The following is a 15,440-nucleotide window of genomic DNA, read 5'->3' on the forward strand; positions in this document are numbered from 1 at the left end:
CTCAGTCGCCGGCCGCGACGTGGGCGAGGTGATCGGCGCTGACGGCACCTGCGAACACGCGTCCGTCGTCGGCGAAGTACACCGTCACGAGCGCCGTCTCGAGCACGCGGCCACCCGCGACCGGACGGGTCAGGCTCTCGAGTGTCGCCTGCTGCTCGCTTGTCGCACCCGAGGTGCTCGTGTCGGCCGGCGACAACTCGACGACGGCGGTCCAGCCTTGGCCATGCACGATCGGCTGATGCGCGGCATCCATCCCCGTATCGCCCTGGCCGGGCGTCGCTGCGTGGTCCGGGGCCGACAGCGTCTCGTTCTCGACGGTGTATCCCGAAGCGGGAGTGTACGTGAGCGTCGCGGGGTCGGGCGCCGAGAAAGAGACGTCCGTGAAGGCGACGTCGAACGCGGGCTGGTCGGCGCCGCGGGCGGTGATGGATGCTGCGAGCGCAGCGCCCGTCTCAACGTCGATCGCGAAGCGCACCTCGCCGACGAGGCTGGCGTCGTCGTTCGGCGCGAGCACGAGCTCGTACACGTCACGGCCTGCCACGCGCCCGTCGGTTCCTACCGAGATCTCGGTCGAGTCGCCGAGCTTGGTGAGAGCGTCGTCGAGCATCTGCTGCGGCGTGTGTGCGGTCGCGCCGGGCTGCTTCTGCGGAGCTGTCGTGTCGCCGCTCGCCGTGTAGTGAGTCGCAGTCTTGGTCTCGGAGTCGACGAACCAGCCCTCCCCTGCGGTCCGGTCGATGTACACGTCGCGCTCGGCGAGGCGATCGAGCACCTGCAGGCGCGACTTGTCGCCATCGAGATAGACCTTGGCGGTATGCGAACCGGTGAGGAGGTCGATGGCGTCGGAGGCGTCGGCGCTCGAATCCGCTGTGCCCGACGGGCCTGTCAGGCTCGACAGGTCAGGCAGGCCGAGATCCGACGTCTGCTCGATGGTTCCGGTCATCGCGGTGACATCGCTCGCGGCGGCGAACTCGAGGAGCTGGGCGGGAGTCTTGTCGGGAAGATTCACCCGGGCGTCGGCGGCTGCGGGAATGACCACGGCCGCGGTGACGGCCGCGGCCAAGACGAATGCGCCGGCGATCGGGAGCCGACGAACTGGTGACCGGCGCGGATGCCGCCTATCCATGGGGAAAGGCTACGCCTCGGCGCCGGCCCGCGGGCTGGGAGATGGATAGGAGAACGCGTACCCGCTCAGATCGGCAGGCGGCGCACCCGATAGCGCAGGTGAAGCACCCGGTTGCCCTGCACAACGACGTCGGGGTCTTCCAACAGGTGCTGCGAGTCGATGAAGCCGAAGTAGCGCTTGCCGGACCCGAGCACGACCGGTGCGACGTCCATGCGCACCTCGTCGACGAAACCCGCGGCGAGCATCTGCCCGCCGACGTCGCCGGCAGCGACCTCGACGCTGCGGCCATCGGCGAGCTCCTTCGCCTTGATCACCGCCGCCTCGATGCCGTCGACGAAGTGGAACGGCGCGTCGGGGTCCCAGCCGTCGGGTGCCGGTCGGTGCGTCACGACGACGACGTGGTCGATCCCGCTCGGAGGCTTCCCGTCCCAGCCGTCGGTGATGTCGAAGACGTGGCGGCCGGCGATCGTCACCCCGATCTCATCCCAGTACGGCCGGATGTGGTCGTAGGACGCTTGCGACACGTTCAGCACGCCGCTGTCGTCCAACGGCACGTCACCGCTGACCAGCCATTCGAACAGGGGACCGGGATCGTCGTTCTCGGCCGCGATGAAGCCGTCCACCGAGACCGATGCATTCATGACAACTTTTCCCATGCCGTCCTCCTCTGTTCGGAGTCCCCAGTCTCGTCGGTCGCGAATGCCCTCCACGCTGACATCATCGCCGACGTCACCCGGCATCCGCTCGCTACGATCGGCGGGTGGGATTCGAAGGACTCGATCGCGACGCCGTCTCGTTCTACGCCGAGCTTCGCGCTGACAACACGAAGACGTGGTGGACAGCCAACAAAGCGCGCTACGACGCGGTCGTCCGCGGACCGTTCGAGGAGCTCGGCGCAGAGCTCGAGCCCGAGTTCGGTGCGGTGAAGATCTTCCGCCCGTATCGCGACGTCCGCTTCAGCGCCGACAAGACCCCCTACAAGCTGCACATCGGCTTGGTCTCGCAGGCGCGGGTTGCGCACTACCTGCAGCTGAGCGAGGACGGCCTGATGCTGGGCGGCGGCGTGTATGACGTGCCGCCCGCGGCACTGGCCCGCTTCCGCGAAGCCGTCGACGATCCGCGCACCGCCGAAGATCTGGACGCGCTGCTCGCGGAACTGCACGGCGCGGGCTTCGAACTCATGCGCAGCGACGCCCTCAAGACCGCGCCGCGCGGCTACCGCGCCGACCACCCGCGCATCGAGCTGCTGCAGCTCAAGCGACTCGCGGTCGGCAGGCGCGAGCCTCCCGCCGACTGGATGTGGACGCCCGACGCGTACGACATCATCGCCGACGACTGGCGCACCGTCTCGACCTGGTGCGCCTGGCTGACCGAGACGCTCGGCCCCGAGCTGCTCGAGGCCGCCCAGTCGTCGAGGAGGGGTGGCGGCGACCGGAGGTGACGACCGGTTCGCGGCCGTCGCGCCGACGCGCGTGAGGATTAGCTGGGCAGGTCTTCGGCCACGCGCCCTGCCTCGCCGGGGGCGTTCGTCGCAGCCCAGCTCGCGAGGAGCTTGATGCGGTCCTCGTGAGGGGTGCCCGGCTCGGCGGTGTAGAGGTTAAGGGTCCGCGCCGCGCGGTTCGGGTTGGCGAGCTCGGCGGATTGATAGGTGAGCTCGAGGTTGCCGACGACGGGGTGGCGGAGGCGCTTGAGTCCTTCGTGGCGGCTGCGCACGTCGTGAGATGACCACAGCCGGGTGAAGTCGTGGCTGCGGGTGGAGAGCTCTCCGATGAGCTCGCGAAGCGCGCGGTCATTGGGTTCGCGCCCGGCTTCCGCTCGCAGCAGGGCGACCGTGGCGGATGCGCCCCCTTCCCAGTCGACGAAGAAGTCGCGAGCGGCGGGGTCGAGGAAGTGGAAGCGGGCGAAGTTCGCCCGGTCGCCGACGGCGGTGGGGCTCTCGAACATCGGGCCGTGAAGGGCGCGGGCCAGCGGGTTGGTCGCGAGGACGTCGAGCCGGCCGTTGCGGAGGAACACGGCAGACAGCGTCACGGAGTCGATCAGCCAGCGGACCGGGCCGTCGAGAGCCCCATCCTTGGGACGAGGCTCGCGCCGCACCGTGGGGCGGGCGGCCTTGGCGAGATCGAAGAGGTATTCGCGTTCGTCGTCGTTGAGCTCGAGAGCGCGCGCCACGGCCCCGAGGACCTCCTCCGAGACGCCGGTGATGTGTCCCTTCTCGAGGCGGGTGTACCACTCGGTGCTCACCCCGGACAGCACCGCGACTTCCTCGCGGCGCAGGCCCGGCACACGTCGGCGGCTGCCGGCGGGCAGCCCGACCTGCTCGGGGGCGATGCGTCCGCGCCGGCTGACGAGGAAGTCCCGGATGTCATCGCGGTTGCTCGGGCTCTCCATTCCCCCACGGTAACCCCGGGCGCGGCGCCGTAGGGGGTGGAGCCTGTACCCCCTATAAACCCGACCTCCCGCGCCCGCGAGCGCCGGGATGTGATGGATGCTGTCGCCGCGAGATCCGCGGACATCCGAAGGAGGCGCCACCGATGACCACCGACAGCATCCAGGCCGCCCGGCCGCGAGAGACCGCCCCGTCGACCGACCCGTCGCGGACGCGGCTGCCGCTCGTCGTGTACGTGCTCGCGGTGGGGACGTTCCTGATGCTGACGACGGAGTTCGTGGTTGCCGGCATCCTTCCCGAAGTCGCCACGGATCTGCAGATCTCACTCGCACAGGCGGGAAGCCTCATCACGGTCTTCGCCGCCGGGATGATCATCGGCGCCCCGCTGATGGCGCTGCTCACGATGCGAATGTCGAAGCGACTCACCCTGATCACCGCGATGCTGATCTTCGTCGCGGGGCACGTCGCCGTCGCCCTCACCTCAGACTTCGCCATCCTGCTCGGCGCCCGCTTCGTCACCGCGGTGGCGACCGGTGCGTTCTGGGCGGTCTCGGCTGTGGTGGCCACCCGCGCGGCCGGCGCGAGCGCGGGCGCCCGCGCCCTCGGCGTCGTCACCGCGGGCGGCGCACTGGCGACCGTCCTCGGCGTCCCCATCGGCGCGTTCATCGCACAGGCGGGCGGCTGGCGCACCACCTTCTGGGCGCTCGCGGTCGCCGCCGTCATCGCGACCGTTCTCGTCGCCCGTCTCGTGCCTTCCGACGATCCGGACCAACCTGTCTCGTCAGTCCGGCGCGAACTGGGCGGGCTTCGGTCAGGCAGCCTGTGGCTGGCGCTGCTGGCGTGCATCACCACGACCGGCGGCGTGCTGGCCGCATACTCCTACATCGCGCCGATCCTCACCGATCAGGGCGGCGTCGATGCGGGCTACGTCCCGCTCGTGCTCACCGGGTTCGGCATCGGGTCGTTCGTCGGCACGGTGCTGGGCGGCCGCTACGGCGACCGTCACCCCGGCCTCGTCACGATCCTCACTCCCGCCGTGACCACCGCGATCCTGGCGGCCATCAGCGTCACCGCGGGCGCCCCGCTCGTGATGACCGGGCTCGTGGTTCTGCTGGGCCTCTTCGGACTGAGCGCGAACGGCGTGCTCATCCATCTCGTCGTCCGCTCCGCCGGGCGAGCAGCGACCCTCGGCTCCGCGCTCGCGGTCTCCGCCTTCAACGCCGGTACCGCCATGGGCACCGCGATCGCCGGTGCCGCTCTGTCCAGCCCGCTCGGCACTCACGGGCCGGCGACCATCGGAGCAGTCATCGTCGCGCTCACCCTCATCCCGACCATCGCGCTCGCGGTTCTGCGTCATCGCAGCCCGGCGCACTCCTGAACCTCAACCGCGAAGGAAACACGAATATGCGTGCCACGCTCATGTACGGTGCCGGCGACGTCCGCATCGAGAACGTCCCCGACTCCCGCATCAAAAACCCCACGGACGCGCTCGTCCGGATCACTGCATCCTGCATCTGCGGGTCCGACCTGCACCCCTATCACTCGATGGATGCTGCGACCGCACCTGCCCGCATGGGTCATGAGTTCATCGGCGTCGTGGAAGAAGTCGGGTCCGACGTCGTGACTGTGAAGAAGGGCGACCTCGTCGTCTCGCCGTTCGCGATCTCCGACAATGTCTGCGAGATCTGCAGGGACAACCTGCAGACCTCCTGCCTCCACCACGAGGCGGGCTTCTGGGACGGCATCCCCGACGAAGGCGGCCAGGCCGAAGCGGTGCGTGTGCCGCTCGCGGACGGGACCCTCGTCAAGCTGCCTGTCGCCGCCGACTCGGCGCTGATCCCGTCGCTGCTCACGCTGTCGGACGTGTTCGGCACCGGGTACCACGCCGCGGTCGCCGGCGGCGTGAAGGCCGGCTCGTCGGTCACCGTGATCGGCGACGGCGCGGTCGGACTGCTCGGAGTCCTGTCGGCGAAGCGCCTCGGTGCGGAGCAGATCATCCTCATGGGCCGCCATCAGGTGCGCACCGACCTCGGCAGGGAGTTCGGCGCGACGGACGTGGTCTCCGCCCGAGGCGAGGAGGGCATCGCCCAGGTGCGCGAGCTCACCGGCGGACACGGCACCCATGTCGTGCTCGAAGCCGTCGGGTACATGTCCGCGTACGAGCAGGCGCTCGGTGTGGTCCGTCGCGGTGGCGTGATCAGCCGCGTCGGCGTGCCCCAGTACGAGGACGCACCGATCGGCTTCGGCAGCCTCTTCCGCCACAACATCCGCCTCGCCGGCGGCCCCGCACCCGTGCGCGCGTACATCGACGAGCTGATGCCCGACATCCTCGACGGGAAGATCAACCCCGGAAAGGTGTTCGACGCCACCACCGACCTCGAGGGCGTCCCGGCCGGATACCGCGACATGGACCAGCGCACCACGCTCAAGGTCCTCATCGCCCCGTGACCCCCGCTGCAGTAGTTCGCGGCTGGTATGTCGCTCGGGGCTCAGCGACTCCTGGTCGGGTGGCGCGGAACAGAACGAGATGCTCACGGTTCGCTCGCGCGCCGAGAATGGTGGGCAGGCGCGCGATCTCCTCGAATCCGAACGCCGCATGCAACCGCAGGGAGGCGAGGTTGTCTTCGTCGGTGAAGTAGAGGACGCCGTCGGCACGCGCCCACACCCACTCGATCCGCACTCGGGTCAGAGCCAGACCGATGCCCTCTCGGCGGTGGGAAGGATGCACGGCCAGTCCGCCAAGGTAGTACCCCTCTGGCGCACCGCCGTCGGGCGTCGACTGGTGGTGGGTCTTTGCGGCGGCGACGATCTTGCCGTCGGCGACGGCAACCACAATGAGCCGATCGTCCACGTCGTCCAGAACCGCGGAGTCCCAGGCTCGCCTGCCGCATGCTTCATGGACGGCGTTGATGTCCGCGAGGTCGTCGGCTGATGCCGGCCGGATGATCACGTCGTCGAGCGTAGTCCGCGAGCGGAGGTGTGTCCGGGAGGGGAACAGCTGACCTGCGAGACCAGCGTTCCCGAGCCCGCGGAACCCACGCAATCGCCTGCTTCCCGCGAGTTCCCGCACGCCTGACGCGGGCCAGACCCAGACCTACTCCCATCCCAGCCACGCCACTAGCCTGTGGGCATGCCGTTGCTCCGAGCCGTCGTCCTGCCGGGGTTCGTCGCGATCGCTGTGTTCGCTGCGGCTGGACGGACGATGCGGCTCCTCGGCGGCGACGACCCGCGCGAGGACCGGGCCGTGCGCGCGCTTCAGGACTCGTTCGGACACCGGCCGGACGACGGAGATGCCGCCGGCGCGACTGACCCCGCCGGCCCGACCGGGCCGCGCGAGACGATCGACCGGGTCACCGCGCCGCTCTCCTGGTACTCCGGCGTGCCGCAGACCATCGCCAACGGGGCGATCTGGTGCGGCATCACCTGGCTTCTGACGCGCGACCGTCGCTCAGCGATCGCTCCCGCAGCGGCGCTCGCCCTCGAGACCGCGTGCTTCGTCGCATCCGCGGCACTCGTGGGACGACCACGACCCGAGCGGGTGTGGCGCCCGGAGCAGCCGCACGCGACGTCGTCGTTCCCCTCCGGGCACACGGCGGCAGCCTTCGCCCTCCACGGCACGCTCGCCGACCTGCTCGAGCGCCACGGCGCGCGTGGCGCTCGGCTTCTCGGCCCCTTCCTGCGGTACGGAATTCCCGGGGCCATCGCGTTCTCGCGGGTGTACCGCGGCCAGCACCACATCTCCGACACCGTCGCGGGCGCCATCCTGGGACGGTGGGCCGCTGCGGTGGTGCGGCGGGAGCTGATCTCGTCCTAGCCGGACGGCGGTCGGACGCCGGCTGACCGGCTGCGCTTCGGCGCAGGTGCCGTCGAGCACCGGCGCCGACAGAACTCAGCGACCATCCTCCGGGGTCAGCCGGGCGCTGATCGATGAGTCTCTGATGCGGCCGAACGAGGCCGACGCCGGCGGCGTCCACAGCAGCACGATGACCGCGGCGGCCACGGCTGCGCTGGCCGCCGAAGTCCAGTCCCAGCGGTCGCTCCCGAGCAGCAGCAGCACGCTGAGCGCGGCCAGCAGTCCGAACCACACGGTCACCAGCAGGCGGGAGAACCCGCTGCCCCGGCGGAGTCCAGCGGCAGCGCTGAGCACGAGCAGCCCGAGCAGGATCAGTCCGGCGCCGGTGAGTGAGAAGACGGGAATCGTCGCAGCATCGGGCGCGTCGTAGCGAGCCAGCAACACGGCCGTTCCCAGCAGCACCGAAAGCAGGGCGCCCCCGTAGGCCAACACGGCGACCAGCGTGGTCACGACCAGGGCCCCGCGGGAGCGGTGGGGCGCGGGACCTGCTCGCCCCTCTGACTCGGCCGCCGTCGTCGCTCGGGTCAGGCGGCGATGCGCGTATCGCACGACTTCGATCGCCAGGATCATCACGATCGCGATTCCGGCGATCACGGGCGCGAGATCCTCGCCCGGGTCGACCAATTCGAAGAACGTCGTCGCCAGTGGAATCGTGAAGACGCCGATCAGAGCGATGAACATCGCTCCGATGATGAGCACCTTGTAGCGATTGAGCGGGCGCGACAAGACCGCCAGCACCCAGATGCCGACGACGGCCAGGATGATCGTCGCGCCGGTGCGCAGCTGCGGCTCGCTGACCCCCAGCCCATTCGCGACGAGGGTGTACCAGGTCAGGCCGAGCGCGATGACGATCCCGGACGGGATGGCGAAGATCAGCGACCGTCGCAGGAATCCCGGGACGTAGCGCTGCGCGTTCGGCATGAGCGCGAGGAAGAACGCCGGGATCCCGATGGTCAGGCCGTCAGTGATCGACAGCTGCCTCGGCAGGAACGGGAATTCCAGCACGAGCACGCCGAAGATGATCGCCAGCGCCGTGGCGTAGACGGTCTTGTTGAGGAACAGCATCGACACGCGTTCGATGTTGGCGATGGCCTGTCTTCCTTCGGCGACGACGTCCGGCAGGTGTGAGAACTGACCGTCGAGGAGCACCAATCGGGCCACTGCCTTCGTGGCGGCCGATCCTGAGTTCATCGCGATGCCGATGTCCGCCGTCTTGATCGCCAGCGCGTCGTTCACTCCGTCGCCCGTCATCGCGACCGTGTGCCCGCGGCTCTGCAGTGCGACCACCATCCGCTTCTTCTGCTCGGGGGTGACCCGTCCGAACACGGTCTCGTGCTCGAGCACGTCGGCCAGGGCGGAGTCCTCGTCGGGGAGCTGGCGGGCATCGAACCCGTCGGGCACGTCGAGCCCCACCTCGCGGGCGATGGCGGCGACGGTGCGGGGGTTGTCGCCGGAGATGATGCGGATGTCGACGCCCTGCTGACGGAAGTACTCGAGGGTCTGCGCGGCATCCGGTCGCACGGTCTCGCGGAATGTCAGCACCATCACCGGCGCGAGGCCGGACGGCAGCACTTCCGCCGCGACCTCCCGGTCAGTGAGCACCTCTGCAGACAGCGCCAGCACCAGCGTCCGCCGGCCCGACTCGGCGAGGCGGGTGACGGTTGTGCCGAGCTCGCCGGACGCCGAGGTCGCGGCATCCTCGAAGATCATCTCAGGCGCGCCCATCACCCAAGCGCCGGACTGATCATCGAGTGACACGGCGCTCCACTTTCGCGCCGACGAGAACGGGATATAACGGGATGCCTCGAGTGAGGGATCCGCGTACACGTCGCGCATCGCCCGCGCCGTTGCGTTCGCATCGGGCGCGGCCGCGTACCATCCGAGGACGCGATCGGCCGCTGAGCGAGCCGGCTCGGGAGCGTCGCTCAGCGGGACCGCGCGGTCGAACGCGATGTCGCCGATGGTGAGCGTTCCGGTCTTGTCGAGGCAGACGACATCCACCCTGGCCAGACCTTCGACGGCCGGAAGCTCGTTGACGAGCACCTGCTTGCCGGCGAGCTTCGCCGCCCCCACCGCGAAGGCGATGCTCGTCATCAGAACGAGACCGAGGGGGATCATCGCGGTCAGTGCGGCGATGGTGTTGACCACCGCCTGCACCCAGGAACCCGACGTGAACGCAGTCTCGTAGCCTCCGGCGACCATGATCTGCGCGTTGAAGACGAGCAGCCCGACGGGCCCGATGATCCAGCCCACCCACTTCAACACACGGTTGACCGATGACCGCAGTTCGCTCGCGACCAGTGAGAACCGCTTCGCTTCGCCCGCGAACCGGTTCGCGTAGGAGTCAGCACCCACCTTGTCGACACGGGCGTAACCCTCCCCGGCCACGACGATCGACCCCGACAGGGCCTCGTCGTCGGGGCGCTTGTCGACAGCATCCGACTCGCCCGTGAGCATCGACTCGTCGATCTGCAGGGTGCGCGCACCGAGAACGACAGCGTCTGCTGCAACCTGATCGCCGGCCCGCAGCACGAGCACGTCATCGACGACGACCTCCGACGGTGGGATGTCCCGCTCGACGCCGTTGCGCAGGACACGCGCCGACGATGCGTTGAGGAGTGCGAGCCGATCGAGCGCCGCTTTGGCGCGGAACTCCTGTATGCACCCGATGATCGAGTTCGCGAACGCCGCGAAGCCGAACAGCGCGTCCTGCCAGCGCCCTACGAGGAAGAGGACGAAGAAACACGCGAACACGATCCCGTTGAAGAGGGTGAACACGTTCGCTCGAACGATGTTCCCCGCGCTGCGACTCGAATCGGGGCGATAGAGGTTCGTTCGGCCGGCGGCGACTCGCTGCGCAACCTCGGCCTCGGTCAATCCGGTCGGCTGGGTGTCGAGCTCTACGGGCGGCACGGGTTCAGGGTAGCGGCGTTCCGCAGGGGGCCGCCGAGCAGTGGGGTTCTTTGATGCCTTGACGCCGAGAGGCAGTGGTCAGGTGTGGAGCGGACTGTCAGACTGACTCGCGTGGCGATCATCGAGGTCCGCGGGCTCCGCAAGACCTATGGCTCGACGGTCGCCGTGGACGCGATCGACCTCGAGGTCGATGAGGGCGAGATCTTCGGCATCCTGGGACCGAACGGGTCGGGCAAGACCACCACTGTGGAGTGCATCGCCGGTCTGCGCAAACCTGATGCCGGTGCCGTCCGGGTGGCCGGGTTCGATCCGGTGAGGAACCGGGACAGCACAACGAAGCTTGTCGGTGTCCAGCTCCAGCAGGCCGGGCTCCCGGCGAAGCAGACCGTGCGCGAAGCGATCTCCCTCTACGCGTCGTTCTACGACGACCCGATCGACGGCGTCGCCCTCGCCGACCGGCTCGGTCTCGGCCCGAAGCTCGATACCCGCTACGGCAACCTGTCCGGGGGCCAGCAGCAGCGCCTCGCCATCACGCTCGCGCTGGTCGGCCGACCACGGGTCGCGCTTCTCGACGAGCTCAGCACGGGTCTGGACCCGCGGTCCCGTCGCGAGGTGTGGGACATCGTCGACGAGGCCCGGAATGCCGGCACCACCATCGTTCTGGTCACGCATTTCATGGAGGAGGCCCGCCACCTGTGCGACAGGCTCGCGGTGATCGACCAGGGTCGCATCACCGCGCTCGACACCCCCGAGGGCGTGATCGGGGGGATCGGAGCTCCCACCGTGATGAGCTTCGCCACAACGGTCCCGGTGGATGCTCCGCTGCTCGAAGGAGTCTTGGGCGTCGCAGCCGTGCGCAGGCGCGAAGACGGGAGGGTGGAGCTGAGCCTCACGGACGAGGCCGTCCTCCCGGTGCTGCAGGTGCTCGCGGATCGCGGCGTGCATCCTGATCGCCTCCGCATCGTGGACGCGACGCTCGACGACGCCTTCCTCGACCTCACCAGCCGCGAGGGGCAGGAGTGACATGGCTTCGTCCACACTCGCACTGCTGAAGTCCGAGCTGCGACTGTTCTCGCGCGAGCCCGGCTACATCTTCTGGATCGTCGGGTTCCCGGCAGCGCTGATCGTCGCCCTCGGTTTCGTTCCGGTGCTTCGTGAGCCGTTGGGAGCGGGCGGGGTCAGCTTCCTCGCGCTGTATGTACCCGTCGCGGTGATCTTGGCGATGCTCATGGCGTCGTTGTCGGCGCTCCCGATCGTGCTCGCCGCATATCGGGAGCAGCGGATCCTGCGTCGCCTCGCCACAACGCCGGTGAAACCACGTAGCGCGCTTCAATCGCAGTATCTGATCTACGGTGCCGCAGCGATCGTGGGCGGTGCCTTGCCGATCCTCCTCGGGTTCTTCGTCTATGGGGTCGCGCTGCCGCGGAACGCGATCGGCTTCATCCTCGTCTACCTGCTGGTGCTCGCGTCGTGCCTGACTCTCGGCGGACTCGTCGGTGGCGTCGCCCGCACGGCGAAGGTCGCGACGGCGTTCGGGACGGCGCTGCTCTTCCCGACGATGTTCACCGCGGGCGTCTGGTTTCCGGTGCAGGCGATGCCCGGGCTGCTGGGCGACATCGTGGCGCTGACCCCGCTCGGCGCGGGAGCACTCGCCCTCGCTGCCACCACGGCAGGCGACTGGCCCAGTCTCAAGGACATCGTCGTCATGGTGGTGTGGACGGCGATCCTCGGCACCGCCGCCGTCCGCTTCTTCCGCTGGGAGTAGCTCAGCCCTCGACGTGAGCCGTCATCAGTATCGACACGCGGATGCCGGGCAACTCCGGCCCCAGCCTCGCGACCGCCCGCGCCGGCGGTGTCTGACCGATCACCTGCGCGTACGCCTCATTCATGCCGGCGAAATCCGAGGGGTCCGCGAGAAGCACAGTGACCATCGTCACGTCGTCGAGGGACGACCCACCAGCTTCGAGCACGATCTCGCAGTTTCGAATCGCTTGGCGAGTCTGGTCCTGGATCGATTCCGCCAGCACACCGGTCCTGGAATCGATCCCGACCATGCCCGACACCTGAATGGTCGAACCGGCCCGGATGCCTTGGCTGAAGAGCGGGGAACTCGGGGCGTCATCCGTCGCGATGATTACTCTCGCCATGCCGCGAAGCATACGCTCGCTGTTGCCGTGTGTCCCACAGCCGCCTGGACGCTCGTCGCGCACTCTGTCAGGCGAGCCTTGACGTCGTCACCGTTCGTTCTGCCGGGGGATCACGACCTGCCGGTAGATGATCAGGATGCTCGCCGCGATCGGGATCGCGACCAGCGCGCCGAGGATTCCCAGTAGCGCGCCGCCGGCGAGTGCGGCGATGACGACGACGGCGCCCGGCACGGATACGGCACGGTTCATGATGCGCGGGGAGATCACGTAGGCCTCGATCTGCATGTAGACGAGGTAGTAGATCGCCGCGATGATCCCGGTCGTCGGTGAACCGAGACCGGGCAGGAAGCAGACGCCCACGATCAGCACCGAGCCGGTCAGGGTGCCGACGAGCGGGATGATCGAGAACAGGAACGCGATGACGGCCAGCACCGCGGGGAACGGTGCACCGATGATGGTGAGGAAGATCGCGCTGAGCACGCCGTTGATCACGCCGAGGCTCACCTGGCCCATGACGAAGTAGCCGACGGAGTCGGTGATCTGCTCGCTCAACTCCATGAAGCGCGCCCGCTTCGACGCAGGAACCAGCTGGAACACCGCCCGCTTGAGGTTCGGGACGGCCGCGGTGAAGTAGATCGTCAGGATGACGACGATGAATGCCCCGGTGAGTCCGCCCAGAATGGTGGCCCCCACGGCGATGAGTCCCCCTCCGATGGACGCGTAGTCCAGCGAGCCCAGCCAGTCCTGCATGTACTTCGTGATCTCTTGCAGATCCACACCGGGAAAGACGCTCGTGATCCACCCTTCGATGCCATCCACGAGGGCACCGGACTGGACACCCTTCGTGATCGCCTTGACGAGCTGCCCGATCTGCTGGGAGATGATCGGCACGATCAGGAGCATCACCCCGGCCAGGAGGATGAGCACGGCCAGCAGCGTGACGAGAACGGCAACCCATCGGCGCAGTCCCCGCCCTTGCAGCCACGTGACGATGGGATCCAACCCCAACGAGAGGAACAGCGCGGTCCCTACGTACAGGAGGATCGTGGAGAGCGTCTGGATCCCCCCGATCACGAAGAGCCCCACCCCCACACCGAGCGTCGCGATCAGCGCCGTGCGAAAAGGCTGCTGGAGTTTCATGTCGGCCTCCTCAGTCCTCCGCCCGAGTCGACAGTATGTCGACGGCGTGGACCTCGCCCGGGATGGCAATCGCCTCCGATCAGGCGTATAAGGCGTGCACGACCACGAGGCCGGGCGGCGAGGATGAGGAACAGGAGGGAGACCCCCCGGCCCATCTGAGCGGACGCGAACGTACGATCAGTTGATGGACGACGAGGTCTCGGAGCTGGTCCACGGCGCAGCTCCCGCGCCGGTGCGGATCGCTCGCTTATGGTGGGTGGTTTCGGCGGCCGCCGCACTGCTGCTGGTCGTGCTGTTGGGCGCGCTGATCTTCTACCGTCAGGCCGACAAGCCCTTCGGTTTCGAAGTGGAGTGGATGTCCGAGTTGGTCGAGGCGCGCGCGCCGATCTTCACCGTCCCCGCCCTCGTCTTCAACTGGATCGGTGGCGGTATCAGCGGGATCGCGATCGTTCCCCTCGTCATCATCACCGGGCTCCTGGTCTGGCGAAGGCCGTGGGCGGCTCTCTACTTCGTCTGCGCCACAATCGCGAGCGAACTGGTCGTTCTCGTCATCAAGAATCTCGTGGGTCGCCCCCGACCCACCGATATTCTCGTCGTGTCCGACTTCGGCTCTTTTCCGTCCGGCCACAGCGCGAATGCCGCAGTGATCGCGACAACACTGGGGATCATCTTCTGGCGCACCTGGGTGTGGATCGTAGGTGCCGCCTACACGCTGCTGATGATGCTCAGCCGCACGTACCTCGGCGCGCACTGGATATCAGACACCATCGGCGGGATGCTCATCGGCGTCGGCGTGGCCGTCATCATCTGGGCACCTTTCGCGTACCTGCTCTACCGCGAGCGCAGAACCCCGCATCCGCCGATCTGGATCAAGGTCGCTCCGCCCGCCCCCACCGTCGAGAACCCGCCACCCGCGCCGCAGTGACCCGGGCGAGGGTTCGCCGAGCCGTCGGCTGGGAGAGCCGCTCTACCGGCTGTCAGCTGCCCTTCTTGCCGAGTTGGGCGGCTATGTCGGGAACGTAACGGAACTGCTCGATCGGTGGTCGCTCGTAGTCGTCCGCCTTCGGGCGGTCGGGAATCTCTATCTTCGGCCGGTCCAGGTGATGGTAGGGAATGCTCTCGAGGAGGTGGCTGATCGCGTTCAAGCGCGCGCTGCGCTTGTCGTCGCTCTCGACGACCCACCACGGCGAACCAGGGGTGTCGGTGGCGGCGAACATGGCGTCTTTCGCGCGGGAGTAGTCCTCCCACCGGCGAATCGACTCCAGGTCCGTCGGCGACAGCTTCCACAGTTTCATCGGATCTTCGCGCCGCGCGAGAAAGCGCGCCTGCTGCTCGTCATCCGAGACCGAGAACCAGTACTTGATCAGGATGATGCCGTCCTCGATGAGGTGCTGCTCCATGACCGGCACCTGCCGCAGGAACCTCTGGTACTGCTCATCCGTGCAGTACCCCATGACCCGCTCCACCCCGGCTCGGTTGTACCAGGACCGGTCCATCAGCACGATCTCACCTTTGGTGGGCAGGTGCTCGATGTACCGCTGGAAGTACCACTGGCCCCGCTCGCGCTTGGACGGCTTGGTGAGCGCGACCACGCGCGTATGCCGGGGATTGAGGTACTCGGTGACCCGTTTGATCGCTCCCCCCTTGCCTGCGGCGTCACGCCCTTCGAAGATCACGACGACGCGCGCGCCCGATTTCGCCACCCATCGCTGCATCTCGACCAACTCGATCTGAAGACGCTTCAACTCGGCCTTATACAGCCGTTTGGGCGCCTGCCGCACCGGCGTCTTCGTACTGCTCTTCTTCGCCACAGCTCCCCCTGCGTTCACCCGGCGACGATCACCGCGCTTTCTGCCGCGCATCATCCTGCCCGCCGAC

General features: G+C 68.2%; 15 protein-coding genes. 7 read left to right on the plus strand and 8 right to left on the minus strand.

Annotated elements, in window-relative coordinates:
• Window position 1: 1 nt before the first annotated feature.
• Both ACLBXX_RS00265 and ACLBXX_RS00270 read right to left on the minus strand, forming a co-directional pair.
• Window positions 2–1,123, minus strand: coding sequence for a LolA family protein (locus ACLBXX_RS00265; RefSeq protein WP_447656317.1), 1,122 nt, complete (start codon window positions 1,121–1,123; stop codon window positions 2–4).
• 65 nt (window positions 1,124–1,188) lie between these two features.
• Window positions 1,189–1,779: a dihydrofolate reductase family protein gene (locus ACLBXX_RS00270; RefSeq protein ID WP_447656318.1), complete on the minus strand. Its 591-nt coding sequence runs from the start codon at window positions 1,777–1,779 to the stop codon at window positions 1,189–1,191.
• A gap of 104 nt (window positions 1,780–1,883) precedes the next feature.
• Between ACLBXX_RS00270 and ACLBXX_RS00275 the strand changes: the two genes are divergently transcribed.
• Window positions 1,884–2,564, plus strand: a complete 681-nt coding sequence (locus ACLBXX_RS00275; protein WP_447656320.1) for a DUF2461 domain-containing protein — start codon at window positions 1,884–1,886, stop codon at window positions 2,562–2,564.
• Between the two features lie 38 nt (window positions 2,565–2,602).
• Here the strand turns inward: ACLBXX_RS00275 and ACLBXX_RS00280 are convergent, their stop codons facing one another.
• The gene (locus ACLBXX_RS00280) at window positions 2,603–3,652 is read right to left on the minus strand and encodes a helix-turn-helix transcriptional regulator (RefSeq protein ID WP_447656321.1); all 1,050 of its coding nucleotides are present in this window, start codon (window positions 3,650–3,652) and stop codon (window positions 2,603–2,605) included.
• A 2-nt stretch (window positions 3,653–3,654) separates the two neighbouring features.
• Between ACLBXX_RS00280 and ACLBXX_RS00285 the strand changes: the two genes are divergently transcribed.
• Together ACLBXX_RS00285 and ACLBXX_RS00290 are read left to right on the plus strand one after the other, a co-directional pair.
• Window positions 3,655–4,887 (plus strand): MFS transporter, encoded by a 1,233-nt coding sequence (locus ACLBXX_RS00285; RefSeq protein WP_447656322.1) that lies wholly within the window; start codon window positions 3,655–3,657, stop codon window positions 4,885–4,887.
• A gap of 26 nt (window positions 4,888–4,913) precedes the next feature.
• Window positions 4,914–5,957: a zinc-dependent alcohol dehydrogenase family protein gene (locus ACLBXX_RS00290; protein WP_447656323.1), complete on the plus strand. Its 1,044-nt coding sequence runs from the start codon at window positions 4,914–4,916 to the stop codon at window positions 5,955–5,957.
• Here the strand turns inward: ACLBXX_RS00290 and ACLBXX_RS00295 are convergent.
• Window positions 5,944–6,459: a GNAT family N-acetyltransferase gene (locus ACLBXX_RS00295; RefSeq protein ID WP_447656324.1), complete on the minus strand. Its 516-nt coding sequence runs from the start codon at window positions 6,457–6,459 to the stop codon at window positions 5,944–5,946. The genes ACLBXX_RS00290 and ACLBXX_RS00295 overlap by 14 nt on opposite strands.
• A 180-nt stretch (window positions 6,460–6,639) precedes the next feature.
• Between ACLBXX_RS00295 and ACLBXX_RS00300 the strand changes: the two genes are divergently transcribed.
• Window positions 6,640–7,323: a phosphatase PAP2 family protein gene (locus tag ACLBXX_RS00300; RefSeq protein WP_447656325.1), complete on the plus strand. Its 684-nt coding sequence runs from the start codon at window positions 6,640–6,642 to the stop codon at window positions 7,321–7,323.
• Between the two features lie 75 nt (window positions 7,324–7,398).
• Here ACLBXX_RS00300 and ACLBXX_RS00305 read toward each other — a convergent pair whose 3' ends face one another.
• Entirely contained in the window at window positions 7,399–10,275 is a 2,877-nt protein-coding gene (locus ACLBXX_RS00305; protein ID WP_447656326.1) for an HAD-IC family P-type ATPase, read from the minus strand.
• A gap of 111 nt (window positions 10,276–10,386) precedes the next feature.
• Between ACLBXX_RS00305 and ACLBXX_RS00310 the strand changes: the two genes are divergently transcribed.
• Both ACLBXX_RS00310 and ACLBXX_RS00315 read left to right on the plus strand, forming a co-directional pair.
• Window positions 10,387–11,298, plus strand: a complete 912-nt coding sequence (locus ACLBXX_RS00310) for an ABC transporter ATP-binding protein (protein ID WP_447656327.1) — start codon at window positions 10,387–10,389, stop codon at window positions 11,296–11,298.
• Window position 11,299: 1 nt separating this feature from the next.
• On the plus strand, window positions 11,300–12,040 hold the full coding sequence (locus tag ACLBXX_RS00315; protein ID WP_447656328.1) for an ABC transporter permease: 741 nt from the start codon (window positions 11,300–11,302) through the stop codon (window positions 12,038–12,040).
• Window position 12,041: 1 nt separating this feature from the next.
• On the opposite strand, the gene ACLBXX_RS00320 is transcribed toward ACLBXX_RS00315, so the two are convergent.
• Both ACLBXX_RS00320 and ACLBXX_RS00325 read right to left on the minus strand, forming a co-directional pair.
• A complete protein-coding gene (locus ACLBXX_RS00320) occupies window positions 12,042–12,422 on the minus strand; it encodes a RidA family protein (protein WP_447656329.1) in 381 nt (126 codons plus the stop codon).
• 87 nt (window positions 12,423–12,509) lie between these two features.
• Complete coding sequence (locus ACLBXX_RS00325; protein WP_447656330.1) at window positions 12,510–13,562, minus strand: AI-2E family transporter; 1,053 nt, start codon at window positions 13,560–13,562, stop codon at window positions 12,510–12,512.
• A 184-nt stretch (window positions 13,563–13,746) separates the two neighbouring features.
• Here ACLBXX_RS00325 and ACLBXX_RS00330 point away from each other — a divergent pair, with 184 nt between their 5' ends.
• On the plus strand, window positions 13,747–14,487 hold the full coding sequence (locus ACLBXX_RS00330) for a phosphatase PAP2 family protein (protein ID WP_447656331.1): 741 nt from the start codon (window positions 13,747–13,749) through the stop codon (window positions 14,485–14,487).
• Window positions 14,488–14,539: 52 nt separating this feature from the next.
• On the opposite strand, the gene ppk2 is transcribed toward ACLBXX_RS00330, so the two are convergent.
• Entirely contained in the window at window positions 14,540–15,373 is an 834-nt protein-coding gene (gene ppk2, locus ACLBXX_RS00335) for a polyphosphate kinase 2 (protein ID WP_447656332.1), read from the minus strand.
• Between the last annotated feature and the right edge of the window lie 67 nt (window positions 15,374–15,440).

Source organism: Microbacterium sp. C23T (genome assembly GCF_053345975.1).

Coding starts and splice junctions, on each gene's coding strand:
- ACLBXX_RS00300 (WP_447656325.1), top strand. CDS start 6,640: ATGCCGTTGCTCCGAGCCGTCGTCCTGCCGGGGTTCGTCGCGATCGCT.
- ACLBXX_RS00285 (WP_447656322.1), top strand. CDS start 3,655: ATGACCACCGACAGCATCCAGGCCGCCCGGCCGCGAGAGACCGCCCCG.
- ACLBXX_RS00330 (WP_447656331.1), top strand. CDS start 13,747: ATGGACGACGAGGTCTCGGAGCTGGTCCACGGCGCAGCTCCCGCGCCG.
- ACLBXX_RS00315 (WP_447656328.1), top strand. CDS start 11,300: ATGGCTTCGTCCACACTCGCACTGCTGAAGTCCGAGCTGCGACTGTTC.
- ACLBXX_RS00265 (WP_447656317.1), bottom strand. CDS start 1,123: ATGGATAGGCGGCATCCGCGCCGGTCACCAGTTCGTCGGCTCCCGATC.
- ACLBXX_RS00290 (WP_447656323.1), top strand. CDS start 4,914: ATGCGTGCCACGCTCATGTACGGTGCCGGCGACGTCCGCATCGAGAAC.
- ACLBXX_RS00325 (WP_447656330.1), bottom strand. CDS start 13,562: ATGAAACTCCAGCAGCCTTTTCGCACGGCGCTGATCGCGACGCTCGGT.
- ACLBXX_RS00320 (WP_447656329.1), bottom strand. CDS start 12,422: ATGGCGAGAGTAATCATCGCGACGGATGACGCCCCGAGTTCCCCGCTC.
- ACLBXX_RS00270 (WP_447656318.1), bottom strand. CDS start 1,779: ATGGGAAAAGTTGTCATGAATGCATCGGTCTCGGTGGACGGCTTCATC.